Origin of the sequence: Listeria goaensis (assembly GCF_900186125.1) — a bacterium.
In the GTDB taxonomy this organism is placed as follows: domain Bacteria; phylum Bacillota; class Bacilli; order Lactobacillales; family Listeriaceae; genus Listeria; species Listeria goaensis.
Genome location: NZ_FYBQ01000001.1, coordinates 475,416 through 497,507 on the forward strand (window position 1 = coordinate 475,416; position 22,092 = coordinate 497,507).

The 22,092-nt window shown below is 40.7% G+C and carries 24 protein-coding genes; 1 reads left to right on the forward strand and 23 read right to left on the reverse strand.

Going from position 1 to position 22,092, the window contains the following annotated elements:
• Window positions 1-19: 19 nt before the first annotated feature.
• From CFT42_RS02290 to lepA, 11 genes are all read right to left on the reverse strand, one after another.
• Window positions 20-976 (reverse strand): PhoH family protein, encoded by a 957-nt coding sequence (locus CFT42_RS02290; protein WP_088815285.1) that lies wholly within the window; start codon window positions 974-976, stop codon window positions 20-22.
• Between the two features lie 154 nt (window positions 977-1,130).
• Window positions 1,131-1,574: a GatB/YqeY domain-containing protein gene (locus tag CFT42_RS02295; protein ID WP_088809010.1), complete on the reverse strand. Its 444-nt coding sequence runs from the start codon at window positions 1,572-1,574 to the stop codon at window positions 1,131-1,133.
• Window positions 1,575-1,594: 20 nt separating this feature from the next.
• Window positions 1,595-1,768 (reverse strand): 30S ribosomal protein S21, encoded by a 174-nt coding sequence (rpsU, locus tag CFT42_RS02300; RefSeq protein ID WP_003719762.1) that lies wholly within the window; start codon window positions 1,766-1,768, stop codon window positions 1,595-1,597.
• Window positions 1,769-1,962: 194 nt separating this feature from the next.
• Window positions 1,963-2,712, reverse strand: a complete 750-nt coding sequence (locus CFT42_RS02305) for a 16S rRNA (uracil(1498)-N(3))-methyltransferase (protein WP_088809011.1) — start codon at window positions 2,710-2,712, stop codon at window positions 1,963-1,965.
• A gap of 1 nt (window position 2,713) precedes the next feature.
• On the reverse strand, window positions 2,714-3,655 hold the full coding sequence (gene prmA, locus CFT42_RS02310; protein WP_088815286.1) for a 50S ribosomal protein L11 methyltransferase: 942 nt from the start codon (window positions 3,653-3,655) through the stop codon (window positions 2,714-2,716).
• Between the two features lie 70 nt (window positions 3,656-3,725).
• Window positions 3,726-4,862 (reverse strand): molecular chaperone DnaJ, encoded by a 1,137-nt coding sequence (gene dnaJ, locus CFT42_RS02315; RefSeq protein WP_088809013.1) that lies wholly within the window; start codon window positions 4,860-4,862, stop codon window positions 3,726-3,728.
• A gap of 117 nt (window positions 4,863-4,979) precedes the next feature.
• Complete coding sequence (dnaK, locus tag CFT42_RS02320; protein WP_088809014.1) at window positions 4,980-6,821, reverse strand: molecular chaperone DnaK; 1,842 nt, start codon at window positions 6,819-6,821, stop codon at window positions 4,980-4,982.
• A gap of 37 nt (window positions 6,822-6,858) precedes the next feature.
• A complete protein-coding gene (gene grpE, locus CFT42_RS02325) occupies window positions 6,859-7,425 on the reverse strand; it encodes a nucleotide exchange factor GrpE (RefSeq protein ID WP_088809015.1) in 567 nt (188 codons plus the stop codon).
• Between the two features lie 42 nt (window positions 7,426-7,467).
• Window positions 7,468-8,505 (reverse strand): heat-inducible transcriptional repressor HrcA, encoded by a 1,038-nt coding sequence (gene hrcA / locus CFT42_RS02330; protein ID WP_088815287.1) that lies wholly within the window; start codon window positions 8,503-8,505, stop codon window positions 7,468-7,470.
• 148 nt (window positions 8,506-8,653) lie between these two features.
• On the reverse strand, window positions 8,654-9,781 hold the full coding sequence (gene hemW, locus CFT42_RS02335; protein ID WP_088809017.1) for a radical SAM family heme chaperone HemW: 1,128 nt from the start codon (window positions 9,779-9,781) through the stop codon (window positions 8,654-8,656).
• Between the two features lie 60 nt (window positions 9,782-9,841).
• The gene (lepA, locus tag CFT42_RS02340; protein WP_088809018.1) at window positions 9,842-11,668 is read right to left on the reverse strand and encodes a translation elongation factor 4; all 1,827 of its coding nucleotides are present in this window, start codon (window positions 11,666-11,668) and stop codon (window positions 9,842-9,844) included.
• 241 nt (window positions 11,669-11,909) lie between these two features.
• Between lepA and rpsT the strand changes: the two genes are divergently transcribed.
• Window positions 11,910-12,161, forward strand: a complete 252-nt coding sequence (rpsT, locus tag CFT42_RS02345) for a 30S ribosomal protein S20 (RefSeq protein WP_088809019.1) — start codon at window positions 11,910-11,912, stop codon at window positions 12,159-12,161.
• A 201-nt stretch (window positions 12,162-12,362) separates the two neighbouring features.
• Here rpsT and holA read toward each other — a convergent pair whose 3' ends face one another.
• From holA to CFT42_RS02405, 12 genes are all read right to left on the reverse strand, one after another.
• Window positions 12,363-13,403 (reverse strand): DNA polymerase III subunit delta, encoded by a 1,041-nt coding sequence (gene holA, locus CFT42_RS02350; RefSeq protein ID WP_088815288.1) that lies wholly within the window; start codon window positions 13,401-13,403, stop codon window positions 12,363-12,365.
• A 23-nt stretch (window positions 13,404-13,426) separates the two neighbouring features.
• Window positions 13,427-15,691 carry a DNA internalization-related competence protein ComEC/Rec2 gene (locus CFT42_RS02355; RefSeq protein ID WP_341864822.1) on the reverse strand — a complete coding sequence of 755 codons (2,265 nt, stop codon included), beginning with the start codon at window positions 15,689-15,691 and terminating at the stop codon, window positions 13,427-13,429.
• Window positions 15,692-15,699: 8 nt separating this feature from the next.
• Complete coding sequence (locus tag CFT42_RS02360) at window positions 15,700-16,260, reverse strand: ComE operon protein 2 (protein WP_088809022.1); 561 nt, start codon at window positions 16,258-16,260, stop codon at window positions 15,700-15,702.
• A gap of 61 nt (window positions 16,261-16,321) precedes the next feature.
• On the reverse strand, window positions 16,322-16,930 hold the full coding sequence (locus CFT42_RS02365) for a helix-hairpin-helix domain-containing protein (protein ID WP_088815290.1): 609 nt from the start codon (window positions 16,928-16,930) through the stop codon (window positions 16,322-16,324).
• Window positions 16,931-17,015: 85 nt separating this feature from the next.
• Window positions 17,016-17,747 (reverse strand): class I SAM-dependent DNA methyltransferase, encoded by a 732-nt coding sequence (locus CFT42_RS02370; RefSeq protein ID WP_088809024.1) that lies wholly within the window; start codon window positions 17,745-17,747, stop codon window positions 17,016-17,018.
• Window positions 17,748-17,762: 15 nt separating this feature from the next.
• Window positions 17,763-18,119 (reverse strand): ribosome silencing factor, encoded by a 357-nt coding sequence (rsfS, locus tag CFT42_RS02375; protein WP_088809025.1) that lies wholly within the window; start codon window positions 18,117-18,119, stop codon window positions 17,763-17,765.
• Window positions 18,112-18,699, reverse strand: a complete 588-nt coding sequence (yqeK, locus tag CFT42_RS02380) for a bis(5'-nucleosyl)-tetraphosphatase (symmetrical) YqeK (RefSeq protein ID WP_088809026.1) — start codon at window positions 18,697-18,699, stop codon at window positions 18,112-18,114. The genes rsfS and yqeK overlap by 8 nt, the downstream gene beginning before the upstream one ends.
• Window positions 18,689-19,258: a nicotinate-nucleotide adenylyltransferase gene (locus CFT42_RS02385; protein ID WP_088815291.1), complete on the reverse strand. Its 570-nt coding sequence runs from the start codon at window positions 19,256-19,258 to the stop codon at window positions 18,689-18,691. Before CFT42_RS02385 ends, yqeK begins: the two co-directional genes overlap by 11 nt.
• Before the next feature lie 15 nt (window positions 19,259-19,273).
• Window positions 19,274-19,564, reverse strand: a complete 291-nt coding sequence (yhbY, locus tag CFT42_RS02390; protein WP_088809028.1) for a ribosome assembly RNA-binding protein YhbY — start codon at window positions 19,562-19,564, stop codon at window positions 19,274-19,276.
• 10 nt (window positions 19,565-19,574) lie between these two features.
• Window positions 19,575-20,384: a shikimate dehydrogenase gene (gene aroE / locus CFT42_RS02395; protein ID WP_088815292.1), complete on the reverse strand. Its 810-nt coding sequence runs from the start codon at window positions 20,382-20,384 to the stop codon at window positions 19,575-19,577.
• Window positions 20,385-20,396: 12 nt separating this feature from the next.
• Complete coding sequence (yqeH, locus tag CFT42_RS02400; RefSeq protein ID WP_088809030.1) at window positions 20,397-21,497, reverse strand: ribosome biogenesis GTPase YqeH; 1,101 nt, start codon at window positions 21,495-21,497, stop codon at window positions 20,397-20,399.
• Window positions 21,494-22,015: a YqeG family HAD IIIA-type phosphatase gene (locus CFT42_RS02405; protein ID WP_088809031.1), complete on the reverse strand. Its 522-nt coding sequence runs from the start codon at window positions 22,013-22,015 to the stop codon at window positions 21,494-21,496. Before CFT42_RS02405 ends, yqeH begins: the two co-directional genes overlap by 4 nt.
• Window positions 22,016-22,092: the final 77 nt, after the last annotated feature.

The window sequence follows — 22,092 nt, forward strand, 5'->3', positions numbered from 1 at the left end:
TAATCACAGCCTTTCTTGGCTAAATTCGCTCATACGCTTTAATGATTTCTGCCACAAGCGGATGTCTGACCACATCGTGATGCTCAAAATAAACAAAACCGATATTTTTTACATCGCTTAAAACTTGTTCAGCATTGACTAGGCCACTCACCGCGCCTTTCGGTAAATCAATTTGTGTCATGTCACCATTCACAATCATTTTCGAGTCGTAACCAAGTCGCGTTAAGAACATTTTCATTTGTGCAATCGTCGTGTTTTGTGCCTCATCAAGAATGACAAACGCATTATCTAGCGTCCGACCACGCATATAAGCGAGCGGCGCAATTTCGATGACGCCACGGTCCATCAGACGCGTTGTGTGTTCGACGCCAAAAATATCGTATAGTGCATCATAAACGGGGCGCAAATATGGATCGACTTTTTCTTTTAAGTCACCCGGCAAAAACCCCAGACTCTCACCTGCTTCAACCGCTGGGCGGGTTAAGATAATTTTACTTACCTTTCCTTTTTTCCAAGCATCAACGGCCATAACAACAGCAAGATATGTTTTTCCTGTTCCTGCTGGACCGACGCCAAAAACAATGTCATATTTCCGAACCATTTGCATATATTTTCGCTGCCCAAAGGTTTTGGGACGAATTGGTTTCCCTTGTGCGTTTTTCGTGATTTCATCATCAAATAATGTTGGGAAATACTCAAGTGTTCCGCCTTTTTCCATTTTTATTGCTTGAGCCACATCGCGTCCGTCTATATGCACGCCTTTTTTAAGCACATCAATCAAAGCTGCAATCACATGCTTTGTTTGCAAAACGGCTTCCTCGGTCCCCGTGATGGAAACATCTCCCCCACGCGTTACAATTTTAACTTGTAAGGAATCTTCTAAAATATCGATGTTTGCGTCATTATTGCCGAATAAATCACGTCCATCGGTCATTTCATTTAATTCAATGATTTCATTGTAGGACTCATTTTGCATGCTTTAACCCCTTATCGTTTAAACTAAATTTCACTTCTATTATACACGAAAATGCCGCATAATAAAAACTCAGACCAATGCGCCATCATTTAAACATGCACATAGTTTCAGCATCAAAAAAAAGGCTAGTCATTAGGCTAGCCTTTTTAGCATTTTATGAAAGATATTTTTTAACAAAGTTATTCACTGCATTTCCATCAGCTTTGCCTTTTACTTTCGGCATGATTTTCCCCATCACTTTACCAAAATCAGCTTTTGACGAGGCGCCAACTTCTGCAATCGTTACTTTTACAATTTCTTCAAGCTCTTCATCTGACAATTGTTTCGGAGAATAGTGCTCCACGATAACAATTTCAGCGCGAACTTTTTCAGCTAAATCTTCCCGCCCAGCTTTTTCAAACTCAGACAAAGAATCTCGACGCTGTTTCATTTCACGAGCGAGAACAGTGATTTCATCATCTCCTGAAAGAGTGCCACCTTGATTAATCGCTTCATTTTGTAAAGCAGCTTTTAACATGCGGATAACAGAAAGTTTTTCTTTTTCTTTGTTACGCATCGCTTGCTTCATATCTTCATTCAATTTGTCAAGCAGTGTCAACGATATCATCGCCTTTAATTTTAGAATTTACGTTTTCTTGCTGCCTCTGATTTTTTCTTACGTTTTACGCTTGGTTTTTCATAAAATTCGCGCTTTCTAGATTCCTGCAAAGTTCCACTTTTAGAAACAGTACGTTTAAAGCGACGAAGAGCATCTTCAAGCGATTCGTTTTTACGAACTACTGTTTTTGACATCTCTCTTTCCCTCCCTCCGACACTTACATGGACTAGTGAAAGTCCTTATAAGGCTTCAGAATGCTAGCGAACTGTTAGCAAAACTCTGAAAGCATAACAGGATAAGCATTCACTCATTTAAAATTATATATGAAACCTGTTTTTGCGTCAACATGAAATCGTTAACTTTATTAAAAAATTAGCCCAATGACTACTTAACGAAGCTCAAAATGATACGAGGCCGCAGCCAAAACATAGAACGGCGCTGTTTCAGTTCGTAAAATTCGCGGGCCTAGACCAGCTAACGATGCGTCTTCTTCTACGAGCCGAGCTACTTCATTTTCACTCATGCCGCCTTCTGGACCAAAAATAACTAACAGCCTCTCACCAGGTTGCATTTTTTCAAAAGTAGCCACGAGCGTCTTCGTTTCATGTTCACGCGCACTTTCTTCATACGCACAAAGTACATAATCATAATCTGCAAAAGTCGCCATTAATGCCGTTAAATTTTCACAAAAAGAAACGCTTGGAATATGTGTCCGGTGCGATTGCTCCGCTGCTTCTTTGGCAATCTTTTCTAAGCGTTCGAGCTTTTTACGCATCTTTTTCGCTTCCCACTTCGTAATCGAACGCTCCGCAGCAAACGGAATAAATGCATGCGCACCTAATTCCGTCGCTTTTTGCACAATCAGTTCCAGCTTATCTCCTTTTGGCAAACCACTCGCAATCGAAATTTGCGCAGGTAACTCAGGACTTTGCTCAAGCTTTTTTAGTACGCGAAGCTCGGCTGAATCTGCCACTAAATTCGTAAGCTCCGCAACAAAAGCTGTTTCACTGCAATCTACCACGTAAATTTGGTCCCCCGTTTTCATGCGCATAACACGCGACATATGATGAAAATCATCGCCAGAAATCGAAAAAGGTTTTGTCATATCTACTTTTTGGCTTGTAAAATAACGTTGCATCTTATGCTTCGCCTCGTTTCGCAATAATCGCGACCCAGTCCCCTTGCGTTTCCGTTTGAACAATCGTCATTCCAGCATTCACAATCGCTTCACGAACAACTTCCGCTTTTTCCGCAATAATCCCCGAAGCAATAAATGTGCCGCCTGGTTTTAATGTTTGATACACATCTTCTGGGAAAAGCAAGATAACTTCGGCTAAAATATTAGCCACAATGAGGTCGACCCGCTCGTTCAAACCTTCGAGCAAGTTGTTTTGTTTGAGTGTCACAATAGCGTCCACTTGATTCTGATTAATATTCTCCTGTGCCGCTCGCACAGCGACCTCATCTAAATCCATCGCCAGCACTTCCTTCGCGCCTAGTTTCGCGCATAAAATCGAAAGCACACCAGATCCCGTTCCGACATCAATCACCGTGTCATCTTCCTGCAAATATGTTTCAAGTGCCCGCATACAAAGCTGTGTCGTCGGATGCGTCCCCGTTCCAAAAGCCATGCCCGGATCAAGTTCAATGACAATCTCGTCTTGACTGCCCACATAGTTTTCCCACGTTGGTGAAACTGTCACCTTTTCCGTAATTTGAACAGGGTGATAATATTTTTTCCAAGCCGTCGCCCAGTCATCGTCGTCCACATCATTGACGTGAAAGCTAAGCTCGCCTAGTGGAATATCGAATTGTTTTAAATCGCGAATGGCTTGCTCCATGTCAGGTAACTGGGCAATAAATTCATCCGTTTTTAAAAAATATGCCTTAATCACTACACCGTCATCGGGATAATCAGCCGCACTCAACGCGTAAATTTCGCCAAATTTATCCTCACGCTCCCGGTGAAAATCACTGGCATCTGTAATCGAAACACCGCTCGCCCCGTATTCCGTCAACTGATTGGCGACCGCCTCTACCGCTTCATTTAATGTATGGATTTCAACCTCAGACCACTCCACTTTTTTCACTCCTCCTATGTAAAAAACCGCATGTTGAAAAACCTACTTTTAGTCAACATACGGTTCTCTTTTAATCGCCTTTAAAAGCTTTTTTCATTTTGTCGAAGAAACCTGATGTTTGCTCATCAACTTTATCGCCTATTGTCGCCCCGAACTCACGTAAAATGTCTTTTTGTTTATCATCGAGTTTTTTCGGTACGATAACTTTCACGGACACGTGTTGGTCGCCTGTGCCGCTGCCGCGAAGATGTGGAACACCTTTACCTCGCATACGGAAAGTCGTGCCTGTTTGCGTACCCGCAGGAATTTTAAGACGCACTTTACCATGAACAGTTGGCACATCAATTTCGTCGCCTAATGCTGCTTGAACGAATGTTAGTGGTACTTCTACAAAAATATCATCGCCATCTCGTTCGAAAAATTCGTCTGGAATAATGACAAATACTACGAATAAATCGCCGCTTGGTCCGCCGTTAATACCAGCTTCCCCTTCGCCAGCAACACGCATTTGTTGCCCATCATTCACACCAGCGGGCACTTTCAATTTGATTTTTTTCGTCTTTTTCACGCGACCTGTACCGTGACAAGTAGAACATTTATCTTTAATTTCTTTTCCTGTGCCATTACAGTAACTACACGTACGTTTATTCACGATTCTTCCAAATGGTGTATTTTGCTCCACATTAATGGAACCTTTTCCGTCACAATGCGAACATTTTTCAGGATGTGTGCCTGGTTTTGCTCCTGAACCATGACAAGTATCGCATTCTTCTTCACGCGGAATTTCAATTTCAGCTTCTTTTCCAAAAACTGCTTCTTTAAATTTTAAGCGCATTGTATATTGTAAATCATTTCCTTGGCGCGGTGCATTTGGGTCTTGACGCGCACCGCCGCCTCCGAAGAATGTATCAAAGATGTCTTCAAATCCTGAAAATCCTCCGCTCGAATAGCCGCCAGAGAAACCGCCACCGCCGCCGCCAAATTGATTTGGATCAACGTGTCCATACTGATCGTACTGCGCGCGTTTGTTTTCATCACTTAATACTTCATACGCCTCAGAAATCTCTTTAAACTTCTCATCAGCGCCACTCTCTTTATTGATATCCGGATGGTACTTTTTGGACAGTTTCCGGTATGCTTTTTTGATTTCATCTGCCGTAGCGCTCTTTGAAACGCCAAGTACTTCATAATAATCGCGTTTGGCCATCCGCCATCACTCCTTTTCATTATCCTTACGTATTGTATCACAAGACTTTTGATAAGAACAGCCTACAAGCCGGAAAAAGCCAAAGCCACTATGACTTTGACCTTTTCTACTGCTTACTTATTTATCTTCTTTTTTCTCGTCGTCATTTACTTCTTCAAATTCAGCATCAACAACATCATCAGAACCTGCTGCTTCTGGATTTTCACCTTGTGCCGCTTGTTGTTCAGCTGCAGCTTGCTCGTAAAGTTTAACAGATAAGTTTTGAACGATTTCATTTAAAGCATCTGTTTTCGTTTGAATTGCTTCAAAATCTTCACCTTTAAGTGCTTCTTGAAGTTCATCACGTGCCGTTTCTGCTTTTTTCACTTCTTCTTCGTCTACTTTGCCTTCTAACTCTTTAAGGGTTTTATCAACCGTGAAGACAAGTTGGTCTGCGTTATTGCGAAGTTCAGCATGTTCTTTATTTTTCTTATCTTCTTCTGCGTTTGCTTCTGCATCTTTCATCATGCGATCGATTTCGTCATCTGTTAAACCTGAAGAAGATTTAATTACGATATTTTGTTCTTTACCTGTTCCAAGATCTTTCGCACGAACCGTTACGATACCGTTTTTGTCAATATCAAACGATACTTCAATTTGTGGGATACCACGTGGTGCTGGTGGAATATCCGCAAGTTGGAAACGACCAAGCGTTTTATTATCTTTCGCCATTGGACGTTCACCTTGAAGCACGTGAATATCAACAGCTGGTTGGTTATCTGCCGCAGTCGAGAATGTTTGCGATTTAGAAGTCGGAATCGTCGTGTTGCGGTCGATTAAGACAGTCATTACGCCACCCATTGTTTCAATACCAAGTGATAATGGCGTTACATCGAGAAGAACAACGTCTTTTACATCACCTGTAATCACGCCGCCTTGAATCGCTGCACCCATTGCCACTACTTCATCAGGATTTACGCCTTTATGCGGTTCTTTACCAAGCTCTTTCGTAATCGCTTCTTGAACAGCTGGAATACGCGTTGATCCACCAACTAAAATAACTTGATCAATATCGCTAGCAGAAAGGCCTGCATCTTTAAGCGCTTGACGAGTTGGGCCGATTGTACGGTCAACTAAATCATGAGTAAGTTCATCAAACTTCGCACGGGTTAAACTAACTTCCAAGTGAAGCGGACCGGCTTCGCCTGCTGTAATGAACGGTAAGGAAATTTGTGTGCTTGTTACACCAGATAAATCTTTTTTCGCTTTTTCAGCGGCGTCTTTCAAACGTTGTAACGCCATTTTATCTTTAGAAAGGTCAATGCCATTTTCTTTTTTAAATTCAGCGACTAAATAATCAATAATTTTTTGGTCGAAGTCGTCACCACCAAGATGGTTGTCACCCGCTGTGGAATGCACTTCGAAAACGCCATCGCCTAGTTCAAGGATAGATACGTCAAACGTACCACCACCAAGGTCAAAAACTAAAATGGTTTGGTCTTGCTCGGTTTTATCCATGCCGTATGCTAGTGCAGCTGCAGTTGGCTCGTTGATAATTCGTTCTACTTCAAGTCCTGCAATTTTACCTGCATCTTTAGTTGCTTGGCGCTCGGCGTCGTTGAAGTACGCAGGTACTGTGATGACTGCTTTATCTACTTTTTCCCCTAAATAATCTTCTGCATAGCTTTTTAAATATTGTAAAATAATCGCGCTAATTTCTTGTGGGGAGTAGTCTTTTCCTTCCACTGTTTCTTTGTAATCTGTTCCCATGTGGCGTTTGATAGAGCTCACTGTGTTTGGGTTTGTGATTGCCGCACGTTTGGCAACTTCACCGATTTGACGTTCACCATTTTTAAAGCCGACAACAGATGGTGTCGTACGCGCACCTTCTGGATTTGGGATAATTTTCGCTTCGCCGCCTTCTAATACTGCGACTGCTGAGTTTGTAGTTCCTAAGTCAATACCAATAATTTTGCTCATAATTTAAATTCCTCCTGAATATATATAATAAAGTTGTTTACTCGTTTACTTTGACCATAGAAGGTCTAATTACGCGGTCTTTAATCTTGTAGCCTTTTTGTAGTTCTGCAGTTATTTCATTGCTTGCCGCGTTTTCATCTTGATCTTGCATAATCGCTTGATGGAAATTCGGATCGAATTGTTCACCTAAGGCTTTAATGCTCTCGACGCCTTCTTTTTGTAAAGCCGTCACAATTTGGCTGTACACCATGTTCATGCCTTTTAAAATCGCTTGTACTTCCTCGTTATCCGATTCAGAATCAAGCGCCTTTTCAAAGCTGTCAAGCGCTGGTAGCAAATCTTCTGCTAAGCTTTGAGAACGAAACTTCATCGCCGCCTCACGGTCTAGCGTGTTACGTTTTTTGACATTTTCAAAATCAGCATGTAAACGCAAATAGCGATTTTCTTGTTTTGCAAGTTCTTCTTCAAGCTCAGCAATTTTAGCTTCTAAAGCTTTTGCCGCTTCTTGCTCTTCCATCTCAACTTCTACTTCATTTGTTTCAACATCTGCTTCTTTTTGAAGCTCTTCTTCCAATTTAGCTTGCTTATCTTTTTTCTCAGACAAAAGTGTCACCTCCTGAAAAAACGTTCGTTTCTTCAGCCCTTTCTATTTTTGGTTCTCATGATAAAGTTTTGTTAAAACGGTTGTTAAATCGCGACTAAATACATCGACTAGCCCGAGCATTCGGCTATATTCCATTCTTGTCGGACCGAGTAGGACGATACCGCCAACGCGCTCATCGGCAATTTGGTAGGTCGCTGTCACGATACTTAAATCGTCCATGAATTCGTTGTTCAGTTCGCGACCAAATTTAACCGCAATCCCGTCAGGAATATCGCGGAATAAATCATAAAGGACATCTTCCGCTTCAACCAGTTGCAAGAAACCACGAATTTTCGCAATATCATGAAACTCAGGTTGATTTAAAATATTCGTTTTCCCCCCGAGATAAATGCGTTCTTTATTCACACGATGCAGCGTATTTAACAAAATATCGCTCATGTGCTCAGCATTTTCAACATGTTCGGTGAGAAGCGCCTGTACTTCGTGCGCGATACGGAACTCTAGATGGTCAAGCGGAACTCCGACCAAGCGATCGTTTAAAATGTTCACGGTCCTCTCCATATCCGAAAGTGTAACCCCAGCAGGGAGCGCCACCAAATGATTGTCCACATGACCTTGATCCGTAATTAAAATCAGCATTGCTTGCTGGCGACTAATCGGCACAAACCGAAATCCGCTCAACCTATTTGCAGCTGAATGTGGACCAAGCACAATGGACGTATAGCTTGTCAATTCCGAAAGTAGCGATGCCGAATTTTGAATCAGCTCTTCCGCCTCATCGTAATCCGCTTGAAATACCGACTGAATCACCTTTTGATCTTCTTTTGAAAGTTCCTTTGGCTTTAATAAATAGTCCACATAAAACCGGTAACCTTTCTCAGATGGTACTCGCCCCGAAGATGAATGCGTCTTTTCAATAAAGCCGTATTCTTCAAGCACGCTCATTTCATTTCGAATTGTCGCAGAGCTGTAAGGAAGGTCGCTTTCTTTTAGCAGATTTTTAGAACCCACAGGCTGAACAGTCCAAGTGAAATGATCGATAATCGCTCGAAAAATCTGAAGCTGCCTTTCCGTCAACATACCTTTCACCTCTTTTTTTAGCACTCAAATCGTTCAAGTGCTAAATACAAGTATAAATTTACCAAACAAATCAGCTCTAGTCAACTGAAAACACTTCATTTCAGACTAAAGACCGACTTGTTTGGTCAAAATTGGTCAACCATGCGATTTATAAGAACTCACGAAAAACGTTATTTCCTAAAAAACGACCTTCTCTTGTTAATTTTACATATTCTTTCGTATTTTCAAGCCACCCATTTTCAACTGTCGTAGCAATCGCTTTCTGAAATGTAGCATCTAACTCCCGGTCAAATTTCTCAAAAAACCTCACCTTGCTGACACCATCAACTTTGCGAAGCCCAAGAAACATCTCTTCCTCCATCTCCTCTTTAAGAGATAAATCTTTTGTTTGAAAAATGGGAAGCCTGCCCTCTTCAAGCGGTGTCATATATTGCTTCAGCGGACCAAAGTTGCTGTACCGCGTATCATTTAAATAACCATGTGCGCCTGCTCCAAAGCCGAAATAATGCTCATTGCTCCAATAAACTATATTATGGCGGCTTTTAAATCCTTCTTCAGCAAAATTGCTAATTTCATATTGCTTCTTCCCGCGTCGTTCCATCTCACTCATCAAAAAATCATACATGTTCGCTTCGGCATCTTGGTTTGGCAAAATAAGTTGTCCCTTTTGCATCAAATTATAAAATATCGTTTTCGGTTCAATAATGAGCGAGTAAGCTGAATAATGCGGTAAATCAAGCGCTAACGCTTTTTGAAGTGTATCTTTAAAGTCGTCTTCCGTTTGACCCGGCAAACTAAAAATTAAATCAATACTAACATTCCGAAAACCAACTTTTTCCATATTCTGAATAGACTGATACACATCTGCTACAGTATGGATTCTACCAATTTTCTTTAGTAGGTCATTATTAAAACTCTGAACGCCCATACTAATCCGATTGACCCCACTTTGTTTCATTGCATTTAATTTAGAAACAGAAAGGTCGCCTGGGTTTGCCTCAAACGAAAACTCCACATCTTGCGAAAGTGGAAAAATCCGATGAACTGCTTCACACAATCGCTCAATTTGGTTCTCGCTTAACGTTGTTGGTGTCCCTCCGCCGACAAACACGGTTTCCACTGTATCAAGCTTTTTCAAAGCTGTCGCCATCTCCATTTCTTGAATGAGCAAATCAACGTAGCGTTCCACAGGTTGCCCTTCTAGAAACACTTTGTTGAAGTCGCAATAATAACAGATATGTTCGCAAAAAGGAATATGAATATACACGGCCGTCATACACGCCACACTTCTTTCTTTAAAAAAGAGCTGCCAAAAATGAGTGGCAACTCTTTTGTTTTATTGATTGTCGTCCATTTTCAAAATAGCCATAAAGGCTTCTTGTGGCACTTCCACAGATCCAATCTGCTTCATCCGCTTTTTACCTTCTTTTTGTTTCTCAAGCAATTTGCGTTTACGCGATACGTCCCCGCCGTAACATTTTGCTAAGACGTTCTTACGCAAAGCTTTAATCGTCGAGCGAGCCACAATTTTAGTCCCTATTGCAGCTTGAATCGGCACTTCAAATTGCTGGCGCGGAATCAGTTCGCGTAATTTTTCTACAATAATTTTACCGCGCTCATAAGCAAAGTCACGGTGAACAATGAAGCTAAGTGCATCTACTTTTTCCCCATTAAGTAAAATATCCATCTTAACGAGCTTCGAAGTTTGATAGCCCAGCACTTCATAGTCAAATGATGCATAGCCTTTCGTGCTAGACTTCAACTGGTCAAAGAAATCATAAACGATTTCAGATAGCGGAATCTCATAAATGATGCTCACCCGAATATCGTCCAAATATTCCATTGTAATAAAGTTTCCGCGTTTATTTTGCGCAAGTTCCATAACCGCACCAACGTACTCATTTGGCACCATCACCGTCGCCTTCACGTAGGGCTCTTCCACAGATTCAATAACGCCTGGCTCTGGCATTTCCGCCGGATTATCCACAACAATTTGTTCCCCGTCCGTCAAATTCACATGATAAATAACACTTGGAGCTGTTGTAATCAAATCAATATTAAATTCACGTTCAATCCGCTCTTGAATAATTTCCATATGCAAAAGTCCCAAAAATCCAGAACGGAATCCGAAACCGAGTGCTTGAGAAGTTTCCGCCTCAAATTGAAGTGCAGAATCGTTCAATTCCAATTTTTCAAGTGCATCACGCAAGTCGTTGTATTTGGAAGAATCAATCGGATATAAACCACAATACACCATCGGGTTCAACTTCCGGTATCCTGGCAAAGCTTCCTTCGCTGGATTATTTGCAAGCGTAATAGTATCGCCGACACGCGTATCTCCAACATTTTTAATCGAAGCTGTCAAATAACCAACATCTCCAACCATTAAAACATCTTGAGCCGTTGCTTTCGGTTTAAAAACTCCAACCTCTGTGACTTCAAACTCCTTGCCATTTGACATCATACGGATTTTGTCCCCAGCTTTCACTGTACCTTCAACGATTCGAATGTTCGCAATAACACCGCGATACGCATCAAACACCGAGTCAAAAATAAGCGCTTGTAAAGGCGCGTCAATATCCCCTTGTGGCGCCGGAACTTTCTCCACAATTTGCTCTAAAATATCTTCAATGCCGATGCCCGCCTTAGCAGAAGCAAGCACTGCCTCACTTGCGTCAAGCCCGATAACATCTTCAATTTCCTCGCGAACACGCTCCGGGTCAGCCGCAGGTAAATCAATTTTATTAATAACAGGTAAGATTTCTAAATCATTATCGAGCGCCAAATAAACATTTGCTAGCGTTTGCGCCTCGATACCTTGTGCAGCATCCACAACTAAAACAGCGCCCTCACACGCGGCAAGACTTCGCGACACTTCATAGGTGAAGTCGACATGCCCAGGAGTATCGATAAGATGGAAGGTGTAGGTTTCCCCGTCTTTAGCAGAATAGCTAAGTTGAACCGCATTTAATTTAATTGTAATCCCACGCTCTCTTTCAAGATCCATCGAATCAAGTAACTGATCTTTCATTTCCCGATGCGTCAAAGCATGCGTTTTTTCTAAAATACGATCAGCTAACGTAGATTTCCCATGATCAATGTGAGCGATAATGGAAAAATTTCTTATTTTCTTTTGTCTTTCTAGCATTTCTTTTTTATTCATTATCCCAGCTCCTGATTTTGGCTCATCCCTTATAAGATGGCAAGCTAAGCTTGATTATATCAGTAGAAACACGATTATTCAATGACTTCTTTCAAAAATAAATGATTTTTAAATAAAAATTGGAAAGTATTATTGCAAATCCGACAATCTTTATGTATAATAACATTTGTTCTGATGTAATTTAAAAAGGGTATGTTTTGAAATAAATAGTACCTCATTAGTTTGGACGGAGGTGAATGGAATGCCAAATATTAAATCTGCGATTAAACGTGTAAAAACAACTGAAACACGCAACAGCCGTAACGTTGCTCAACGTTCCGCAATGCGTACAGCCATTAAAAAAGTAGAAGAAGCTGCTGCTACTAACGCTGACAACAAACAAGAATTATTTGTTGATGCCAGCAAAAAAATCGATTCTGCTGTATCTAAAGGCTTGATTCATAAAAACAAAGCGGCTCGTAACAAATCTCGTTTAGCTGCTAAAGTTAAATAATCGATGAAAACATCACTGTCGGTGGTGTTTTTTGTTTGCACAAAAAGCCCCAGACTGATGATAAACGACAATCTTCGGAGTTCTTGCCTCCGCTCCGGTACTCGGCAATGCGTGAGAATCTCATCATTTGGCATCAGTCTGATTGTGCTTAGTACGTTTTGTTTGGCTTACGTTTAGCGTTTTTCTACAAGCTGAAAGACCTTATATAAGGTCTTTTTGTCTTTTACGATAGTCCTCCAGCTCAAACAAAAACCATTCCAATTTTTGCCCCCTATTCCCAACTCCCGTTTTCAACTCTAAATCAATCTCTGAAATACGTAGCAAAGCATAATTAAGTTCTTCCTGACTAAATCCACGTGCTTGTTTTGCCGCTAGCTTCGCCCGAAATGGGTGAACTTTCAACGTGCCTGCCGCTTGTTGCGAACTATAGCCTTCTTTTTCTAAAATTTTAAGCTGACTTAGAAGCCGGAACTGACTTCCAATTAAAGCCATAATTTTAATTGGCTCCTCTTTTTGTTTCAATAAGTCATAATAAATTCGAAGTGCACCTGAAATGTCTTGGGCAATCAATTTGTCGAGCAGTAAAAAGATATTTTGCTCCAGTGAGCGAACGACTAAATCATCAACGTCACTTAACCCAATTTGCTTTTCTTCAAATTTAAAAAGCATGAGTTTGTCTAGTTCATTCATCGCCGTAGTCAAATTTCCGCTTGTAAGTTCAAATAGACGCAAAATGGCATCTTGTTTCATCTCGAATTCATTTTGCTTCACTTTGTTTTGTATCCAGCCAATAAATTCTTTTTCATTTGGACGTTTCGCTTCAATAACTGTCGCTGTTTTTTTCAGCAGCTTCGTAAGTTTTTTACGCTCATCCAGCTTTTCAACGTGGGCAATGAAGCATAGAATGGAATAATCAACCGGTTCATTTAAATACGCTTCTAGTTTTTCCGTTTGATGTTCCACTTTACTTTTATTTTTTTCAGTCGTCAGAAAAGTCGGATTGCTAGCTAACACAAGGCGTTTCTCACCAAAAAATGGCAAAGTTTCCGCTTCTTCAAGCACTGATTGAATAGGCATTTCATCTAAATCAAAATGGACATAATTGAACTCCGTATCTTCTTCCGAAAGAACATTTTCAAGCAGTCGTTTCTTCGTTTCGTTGATAATATAATCTTCCACGCCGATAATTAAGTAAACAGGCGCAATCTTTTTTTGTTCTATTTTCTTCCACTCATCTATCAAAACAACCACTCCTCTCTCCCATCCTAATCCAATCCAGCTTTCTTTTCAAGCGTAAAATGAAACCCTTCGCCAAAAATATATGTTATCATTCCAGTTTGATCCGTTCGGAAAATTGCGACTTGATTTTTTTCAAGAGTCCTAAGCGTTTCCGCGTGTGGATGCCCGAAACGATTATTTAATCCACAAGAAATCAGCCCTAAGCGCGGCTTAACTGCCTTGACAAAAGCATCGGTTGTCGATGTTTTGCTTCCATGGTGCGCAACTTTTAAAATATCAGCTTGAATATCTTTGTTGCGAAGCACTTCTTCTGCTGGCGCTTCAATATCCCCTGTAAAAAGCCACGTCAGACCATCTAAATTTGCTTTTATGACAAGCGAATCATCGTTAGCACCTGCGCCTTTTTCATCAGGGTGTAAAACCGTTAAACTATTTTCCCCGTAATTAAAATGCGCACCTGACACAAGCTCCTCCACAGGAATATCATTTAACTCCAAAAGAGTCGCTCCTAAAATCGCTTTTTGACCAGAACCCGCACTAATATAAAGTTGTTCAATCCGCATTTCCTTAGCGAGCTCGTCTAGCGCCTCCATATGATCCGCATCTGCATGCGTAATAAAAACTTTATCAAGCTGCTTAACCCCACGCGCTTTTAAACTAGGCGCTAACACGTTTGTCCCTATCGAAAACTCTTTTTGTTTCCTCTGCCACTCTTCTTTTGCAAAAGGGAGTGTTCCCCCAGTATCGATTAAAAAGGTTCCAGCATTTCGAGGTAACTGTATCAAAATGCTATCCCCTTGCGACACATCAATGAAAACGACTTCCCCTTTAAGCGGGAAATTTTGCCAATTGCATAGACTTAAATAAACAACAAAAATGAAAAATGCCCGTTTAAAGTATTGTTTTTCAAGTAACATGAAAAAGAGAAATAGGATAATGATAAATAAACATAGGAAAATCCCGTTTGGTCTGCCAGTTACAATACTCTTAAAAGGTAGCTCCGCTAATATTTGTGTCACTTGCTCGGTGAAATGAAGAAGCTGTGTAAGTATGAAGTTTGGAATGACAAAAAACAGTGGCTGTAAAGACATGAAAAAACACAAAAAAACAAGTGGCACAATGATGACTGAAAATAAAGGTACGTAAAAAATATTGAGCAAAATTCCAATAACCGAAAACTCATAGAAATGAAACATCATTACGATAGAAGATGCTAATGTGGAAATAATCGATATGGTAAGGCCACTCAACCACATATTCGCTATTCGATTTACAATCTTCCTTGATAAAATGATAGCAAAGGCGACGCTATATGTTAATTGGAATCCTACTTCAAAAACAACATACGGATTTAAGAGGACAAAAAGTATGAATGTAAGTGAAATAGCCGACAAAGCAGATAGCTTCTTCGCAAAAAGTACAACTAAAAAACTCATTCCAGCGGCTCGAATAACTGGTGGATTACATCCTGCTAATAAGGCGTAGGATGGGATTAAAATGAGCAGCAGCACTCGACTTGCTTCACGCGTTAAACCGGCACGAAGGAACAGCCCGAAAGAAAGCGATACAAACAAACTAACATGCAGGCCTGAAATAGCCAAAAGATGCACAACGCCGAGTTTTTGATATTGGCTAAAAATATCATCATCAAATAAACTTTTTTCGCCAACAATTAAAGCCGCAACGTACGGCGAAGCTTTTTCGTCATAAGTTCGTTCGATGTAGTCGATAATCGAATGTCTAATATTTTCAACTTTTTGAAGGAAATTTTCCTTTTTCGACTCCCCAAATTGAATATTTGTAGCCTTCGCTACATAGTGAATTCCTTTGTGTTTTAAATAATTTTGGTAATTAAACTGGGCATCATTTCGATTGGGTGTAGGGCGTTCTAAGGTCGCGTTAGCTGTGTAGGACATACCCAGTTTTAACTTTTGAAGAAGTTCTTTTTCAGCTTTTGAAGTGATTTTATATGTGACAAGAATTTTTTCTTGTTGATAAAAGGAAATGAATTGCAGTTTGTCCCCATCAATTTTCAATTCGGATTGAATGAAATTAGCTACTTTTATTTCTTCTGGTTTTAACTTGGTTACATTGCGTTGTTCTACCGTAGTTATATACAGAAAGGTCGCAATTGCCACAAAAAATAAGAGCATACACTTTTTATCTTTTATGCTTAATATGAGACATAGTGCGAAATTGATGGCTAAAAAAAGAGGAGTCAAAAAGACTCCTAAAATGGAAAAAATAAGAACCACAACCGAAAAAAATGTATATCGTTCGATGGCCTTCACTCCGTTTCTTAAGATAGTCTGTTTTCTAAGTTCGCATAGAGCTTTTGGATATATTCATCAGGTATTTGTTCGGAAATAGCAGCTTGCTTGACTTCATCAAGTAGCTCTTCTTTATTTAATTTTTCTCCCGCAAAAATATGTGAATCAAACGGGATTTTTTTCACTTCTACTCCTGCTTGTTGGAACAATTCGACAGCATAGGCGTGATTTTTGTAGTCTACCGCGTAGCAGACCGTTTTAATGCCCGCTTGAATGATGGATTTACAACATGCCACACAAGGAAAATGCGTGACATACATTTCTGCGCCGTCTGTTGATGCGCCAAACTTTGCACATTGTAAAATGGCATTCATTTCAGCATGAATGGTTCGAATACAGTGACCTTCCACGACTAAACAACCGTGTTCAGCGCAGTGGTCACCACCTGCGATAGAGCCATTATATCCGCCAGCAATAATGCGTTTATCACGTACAATTGTTGCACCTACCATTAGGCGTGTGCATGTACTTCTCGAAGAAATTAGATGGCTTTGCGCCATAAAAAACTGGTCCCAAGCAATACGTTTCATGATTCTACCTCACTTTCACCTTTAAGTATAAATTTGATGTTTTAGGGAGTCAATCAAAAATTTAAACCTCTACATACTCTTTTAACTTCTCAACGGTCTTTTCGCCAATTCCACTGACATTTTTTAAGTCATTTATCGTTTGAAATAAACCTTCTTTTTCACGGTATTCTAGAATTGCTTTTGCTTTCGCCGCACCAATGCCCGGCACTTGTTGTAAATCACTGATTGAAGCTTGATTGAGATTTATTTTTTGTCCTGCATTAGAATTTTCTGCGGATCCGCTTGATGCAATTTGTTTTGCCTCACCGTTTTTATACACGGTAATCACCATTTCATCTTTTAATTTCTCTGCTAAATTGATAGCATTTAAGTCCGCTTCAGCTGTGAAGCCGCCTGAAATAGTAATGGCATCTTTTACACGCCCATCAAACGCGATTTCGTAAACGCCCGGATTTTTCACAGCACCTTTGACATCAACTACAACCGTTTTACTCCCCGACTTTTCTTCGGTCTCTGCAGTTTCTTCTTTTGGCACATTGGGAATAAGTTCGGCTTTTGCCGCGTTATTTGTGGCTGGTTGCAACATAACATAGCTTATTACGATGATACACAAAACAATTGCCCCGCAAAGCCAAAACCATTTCGGATACTTTTGATACAGTTCTTTCATACTTTATCTCCTTTTATTTTTACTTATTCGACATTGGCAACTAAATTCCTCATGAAGACATAAAAAAAGAAAGCAGTTTTTTACACTACTTTCTTGCTAAAAAGAAGATTCTTTCGCTCTTTTCATCTGGTTTTTCCAGCGAAAAATCTGCATACACGCTAATTTTGCTAAATCCGGCGGCAATTAATTTTTTTTCATATGTCGCAACCGGATACGTTCTTTCTTTATGGAGTTCATCTTTCCGGAAGTAAGAACCATCGCTATTTTCAACAAAAAAAGTTAACTCATGTTCAACCGAATGAGGCGCTTCTCCGGGAAATGAATTCCAAATCGTTGAAACGCTTAAATCGCTATCACCGTAACTATAATTTTGAAAACCAACGTCCACTTTATAAACGGAATGCACATCAAACAAGAAGGCTCCATCTGTATTTAAATGTTCATAAACTCTCTCGAACGTTGCATCTAGCTCTTTTTCGGTTTCTAAATAGTTGAGTGAATCACAAAAACAGGTCACAACATCGAAGCTCTTTTGGAATGAAAAATTGGTCATATTTTCTGCCAAAAAAGGAATGGGTAGGTTGGTGGCGTTCATTTTAGCTTCTGCCACGTGAACCATTTCTTCTGATAGGTCAAGACCTGTGACGTCGTAGCCTTGAAAATGCATGCGAATAGCAAATTCACCTGTCCCGCTTGCCAAATCAAGCAACGTTTTTTTATCCTTTGGAAGTACTTGATGTGCGAAATCAGCCCACTCATCGTAGAGTTCCACGTCCATTAGTTCATCATACACTTGTGGAAAAAATTCGTAGCTCACAGTCGTACATCTCCTTTATGAAGTGAACGCTTTTGAAACATCTTCAAGCGGGGCATCTCCCCAAAGTTTTTCCAAATTGTAGTAAGAACGTTCATCGCGGTGGAATACGTGGACGATAACATCGCCTAAATCAATCAGCACCCACTGGGCAGCTTCTAAGCCTTCTAAACGCTTCACTTCGACATCATTTTCTTGTGCTTGTTCTTTAATTTCGCGCGCAATGGCTTCGACTTGTTTATCAGAATTACCATGACAAATGACAAAATAGTCGGCAAAACTAGACAAACCTTTCATATTTAGTGCTAGAATATCTTCCGCACGCTTGTCGTCAGCTGCTTTTGCAACTAACATGAGTACATCATAACTATTCAAATTTCAAAACATCTCCTTCTTTAATTAAAAACGCATAATGATTGTAAGCTAAAAATGTATCTGGGAATATCGGCTGCTCTTTACTCGCTAAATAGCCAATCGTACGACCAAGAGCAAACAACATTCCTTTGTCTAAAGAAGCCGCGGTGATTTTTCTCGCTTCGTCCACGCCAGGGAAATCCCGACCGGGCTCCGTATAGTCAGCTAAAAAAATAATTTTATCTAGTGTTGACATGTTTTCTGTACCAGTCGTATGCCAGCGAATGGCATCTAAAATCGCCTCATCGGTAATGCCAAATTCATGCTCCGCCAAGTAAGCCCCAACTGGTGCATGCCAAATCGCATTTTGATAGCGCAAAAATTCCGGATTCATCTTCTCTTGCACGATGATATCGCGTGCTTTCGCATCATCGATATATTTCGCATAGTCGTGCAAAATGGCAGCAATACTTGCCTTCTCTTCCGATTCAAAATAAATTTTGGCGAGCTTTATGGCCGTTTCCTCGACACCAAGCGTATGAATAAACCTTTTTTCAGGCATTGCTTGGCGTACTTTTTCAAGCATTTCATCACGATTCATATAACTGATGCTCCTTCACATACCGCACAACTTGTTTCGGTAAAAAATAGTCAATTGGCATCTTTTTCGCCATGCGCTCACGAATGAGTGAAGACGACACAGACATTTCCGGCACAAACACATTCTTAACTGGGTAAGGCGTTTCAAGGCAATATTCTGGGCGATTTACGCCAACAAATTGAACCAGCTGAACTAACTGGTTAACGTTGTACCAATTTGGTAAATATTCTACCATATCCCCACCAATAATAAAATAGTAGTCTGTATCTGGATTTTCTTCCACCATTTCTTTCATTGTATCATAGGTGAAAGATTTCCCCGCACGCAAAAGTTCCCGCGTATCCATTGCAAAATGCGGATTATCAGAAATCGCAAGCTGCAACATCTCAGCGCGGTTTGTAGCCGAAACATTCCCGCTCTCTTTATGCGGTGGAACTGAATTTGGGAGGAAAATAATTTGTTCCAAGTTCAGCGCTACCCTGACCTCGTTTGCAATAATCAAATGAGCAATATGTGGCGGATCAAAAGTGCCACCTAAAATACCAACGCGCTTTTTCATAGTTTCACCTCAAATTTAAGGTAATACAATTTGTTTTTTAGTTTTCGATTCTTTATATAAAATAATAGTGCGGCCAATCACTTGAACTAGTTCGGCGCCGGCCCGGCCACTAATTGTTTCCGCCACTTCTTCTTTTGGAACTTCACAATTTTGTAAAACGGAAATTTTAATGAGTTCACGAGCTTCAAGCGCTTCCGCAATTTGAATCACCATATTTGGTGTCACGCCGCCTTTTCCAACTTGAAAAATCGGGTGAAGCGAATGCGCATTTTTTCGTAAATAACGTTTTTGTGGGTTTGTTAACATCGTTTTCCTCCTATAATGAAGCAAGCACCGCCTGTTTCATAATTTCTGTATCAGGCTTTTGCCCCGTCCATAATTCAAAGGCAAGTGCACCTTGATGAATAAACATCGGCAAGCCGTTTTGAATGATTGCCTGCTTCTCTTCTGCTTCTTTTAAAAATGGCGTTTTTTTCGGATTGTAAATTATATCGCTAACAATTGTCCCCGGACGCAAATTAGCTAATGACAGTGGCGTTTCATTTGCGGTTTTCAGGAGACCAACTGAGGTCGTTTGAATCACAACTGAAAAAGACGCCAATTGTTTTTCCGCCTCCGAAATGGTGAGCGCAGCATCTTCGGGATAGCCTTGAATTAGCTGCTCCGCCTTTGAAATGGTGCGGTTCGCCACCACCACGCGACTTCCAATTTTTTCCTTAATCGCCAAATAAATGCCTTTACTTGCACCGCCCGCGCCGATGATTAAGACTGAATCAGTTGGGCGTAGCGGGTGGATTTCAGCTAGGCCAGCAAGATAGCCCAAACCATCTGTGTTATAGCCTACCCACTTTGAATTTCTCCGAACGACCGTGTTGACTGCCCCGCATTTTTCGGCAAACTCATCGAGGCTATCTAAAAAAGGAATGATGCGTTCTTTAAACGGTACGGTAACATTAAAACCATCCATTTTTTCCATAAAAAGAGGGATTTCCGTGTTAAATTGTTCGATATCAATTTTTTGGCGTGTGTAGACGGCTTCCATACCGAGTGCGTGAATCGCTGCATGATGCATTTCTGGCGAGAGCGAATGCGCAATTGGGTTGCCGATTACTGCAAATTTTTCCATTCCGTATGCCTCCTAAATAAGCGGTTCGCGAATCGTCACGTTGACGCCTTTTGGCACCCATGCTGTTACTTTAACATGGCCGTTTGGCACACATACCCAGCCTAATCCTGAAAATACGATATCCGCTTTTTCGCGAATGACAAACGTGTGGGGAACAAGTTCTGGTAAATCTGCCATGTCTTCTTCACTCGGCGGACTTAAAATCAAGCCTTTTTGTGTTTCGTAAAGGTGATCTGCTTTTTCTAATTTCGTCCGGTGTGGCTCAAGCTGGTTCGACATGTAAACGATAAACGATGAGCGCCCACCTTCCGTGAAATCAAGACGTGCAAGCGCACCAAAAAATAACGTCTGCGCACTATTTAATTGGTAGACAACGGGTTTAATTTCTTTTTTCGGTGTAATGAGTTTCAATGTTTTTGGACCGATAAAATGCGCCATTTGATGATGATTAATAATCCCTGGTGTGTCCACTAACACGCGGTTTCCTTCAAGTGGGATTTCAATTTTATCAAGCGTCGTTCCTGGAAATTGTGACGTCGTAATGATGTTGTTTTCACCCGTCGCAAATTTAATAATCCGATTAATTAGCGTTGATTTTCCGACGTTTGTACAACCAACAACAAAAACGTCCTCCCCGTCGCGCAAGTCCTCAATTTGTTCCATCAGCGATTCAAAGCCGTAGCCCTTCTCGGCGCTAATGAGGGCAACATCTGCCGCGCGAAGTCCTAAATCTTTCGCCCGCGTGCGCATATAACGCGTTAATTTATCACGTTTTAAAGACTTTGGTAGCAAGTCCGCTTTATTTCCGACCAAAAGCACTGGGTTGCTTCCGACAAAGCGGTGAAGTCCAGGCAGCCAGCTCCCATCGAAGTCGAAAATATCGACAACGTAAACAATGAGTGCTTTTTTAGCCCCCAAATCATTTAAGATTTTCAAAAAATCATCATCTGTTAAAGAAACATCTTGGATTTCGTTATAATGTTTTAAGCGGAAGCAACGCTGGCAAATGACTTGTTCTTTATCCAGTGAAGATTTTGGTGCATAACCCGGTTTTGATTTGTCCACAGACTGGATAATCGCGCCGCACCCAATACATCTTAATTCTTCGGTCAAAGTGAATCCTCCCATTCCATCGGTTGCTTTTTCGCTAACCGTTTTAAAATAATTCGCTCCATAAAGCGATTAAATTTCGTTGCAAGTCCGTCCGTTTCCTTTACTGGACGCACAAAAATTGTCATCAATTTTTGCCTGTTACCACCAAAAATGTCCGTCATAATTTGATCGCCAATCATAATCGTTTCCTCAGGCGTCGAGTCAAGCTCGCGCAGCGCTTTTTGGAAATTTTTGCGAAGTGGTTTTTTGGCTTTGGCTAAAAATGGAATTCGTGTGGCGCGCGCAACTCGTTCAACGCGTTCCTCCGAATTATTCGATAAAATCATCACTTTGATGCCTTCCGCTTCAAGCAGTGTGAACCAGTTAATAATTTCATGCGTCGCGTCCATTTCGTCCCAAGCGAGAAGTGTATTATCTAAATCAGTTAAAATTGTTGTTTTCCCTAAACTTTTAATATGCGTTGCCGTAATTCCAAACGGAGAATTTAACATCCGATCTGGTGAAAATTGCTTTAGCACTCTTTCGCACCCCATTTTATATAGTATAAATCTGCAAATACTATCATACCGTTATTTACAAAGATAATCTACAAATT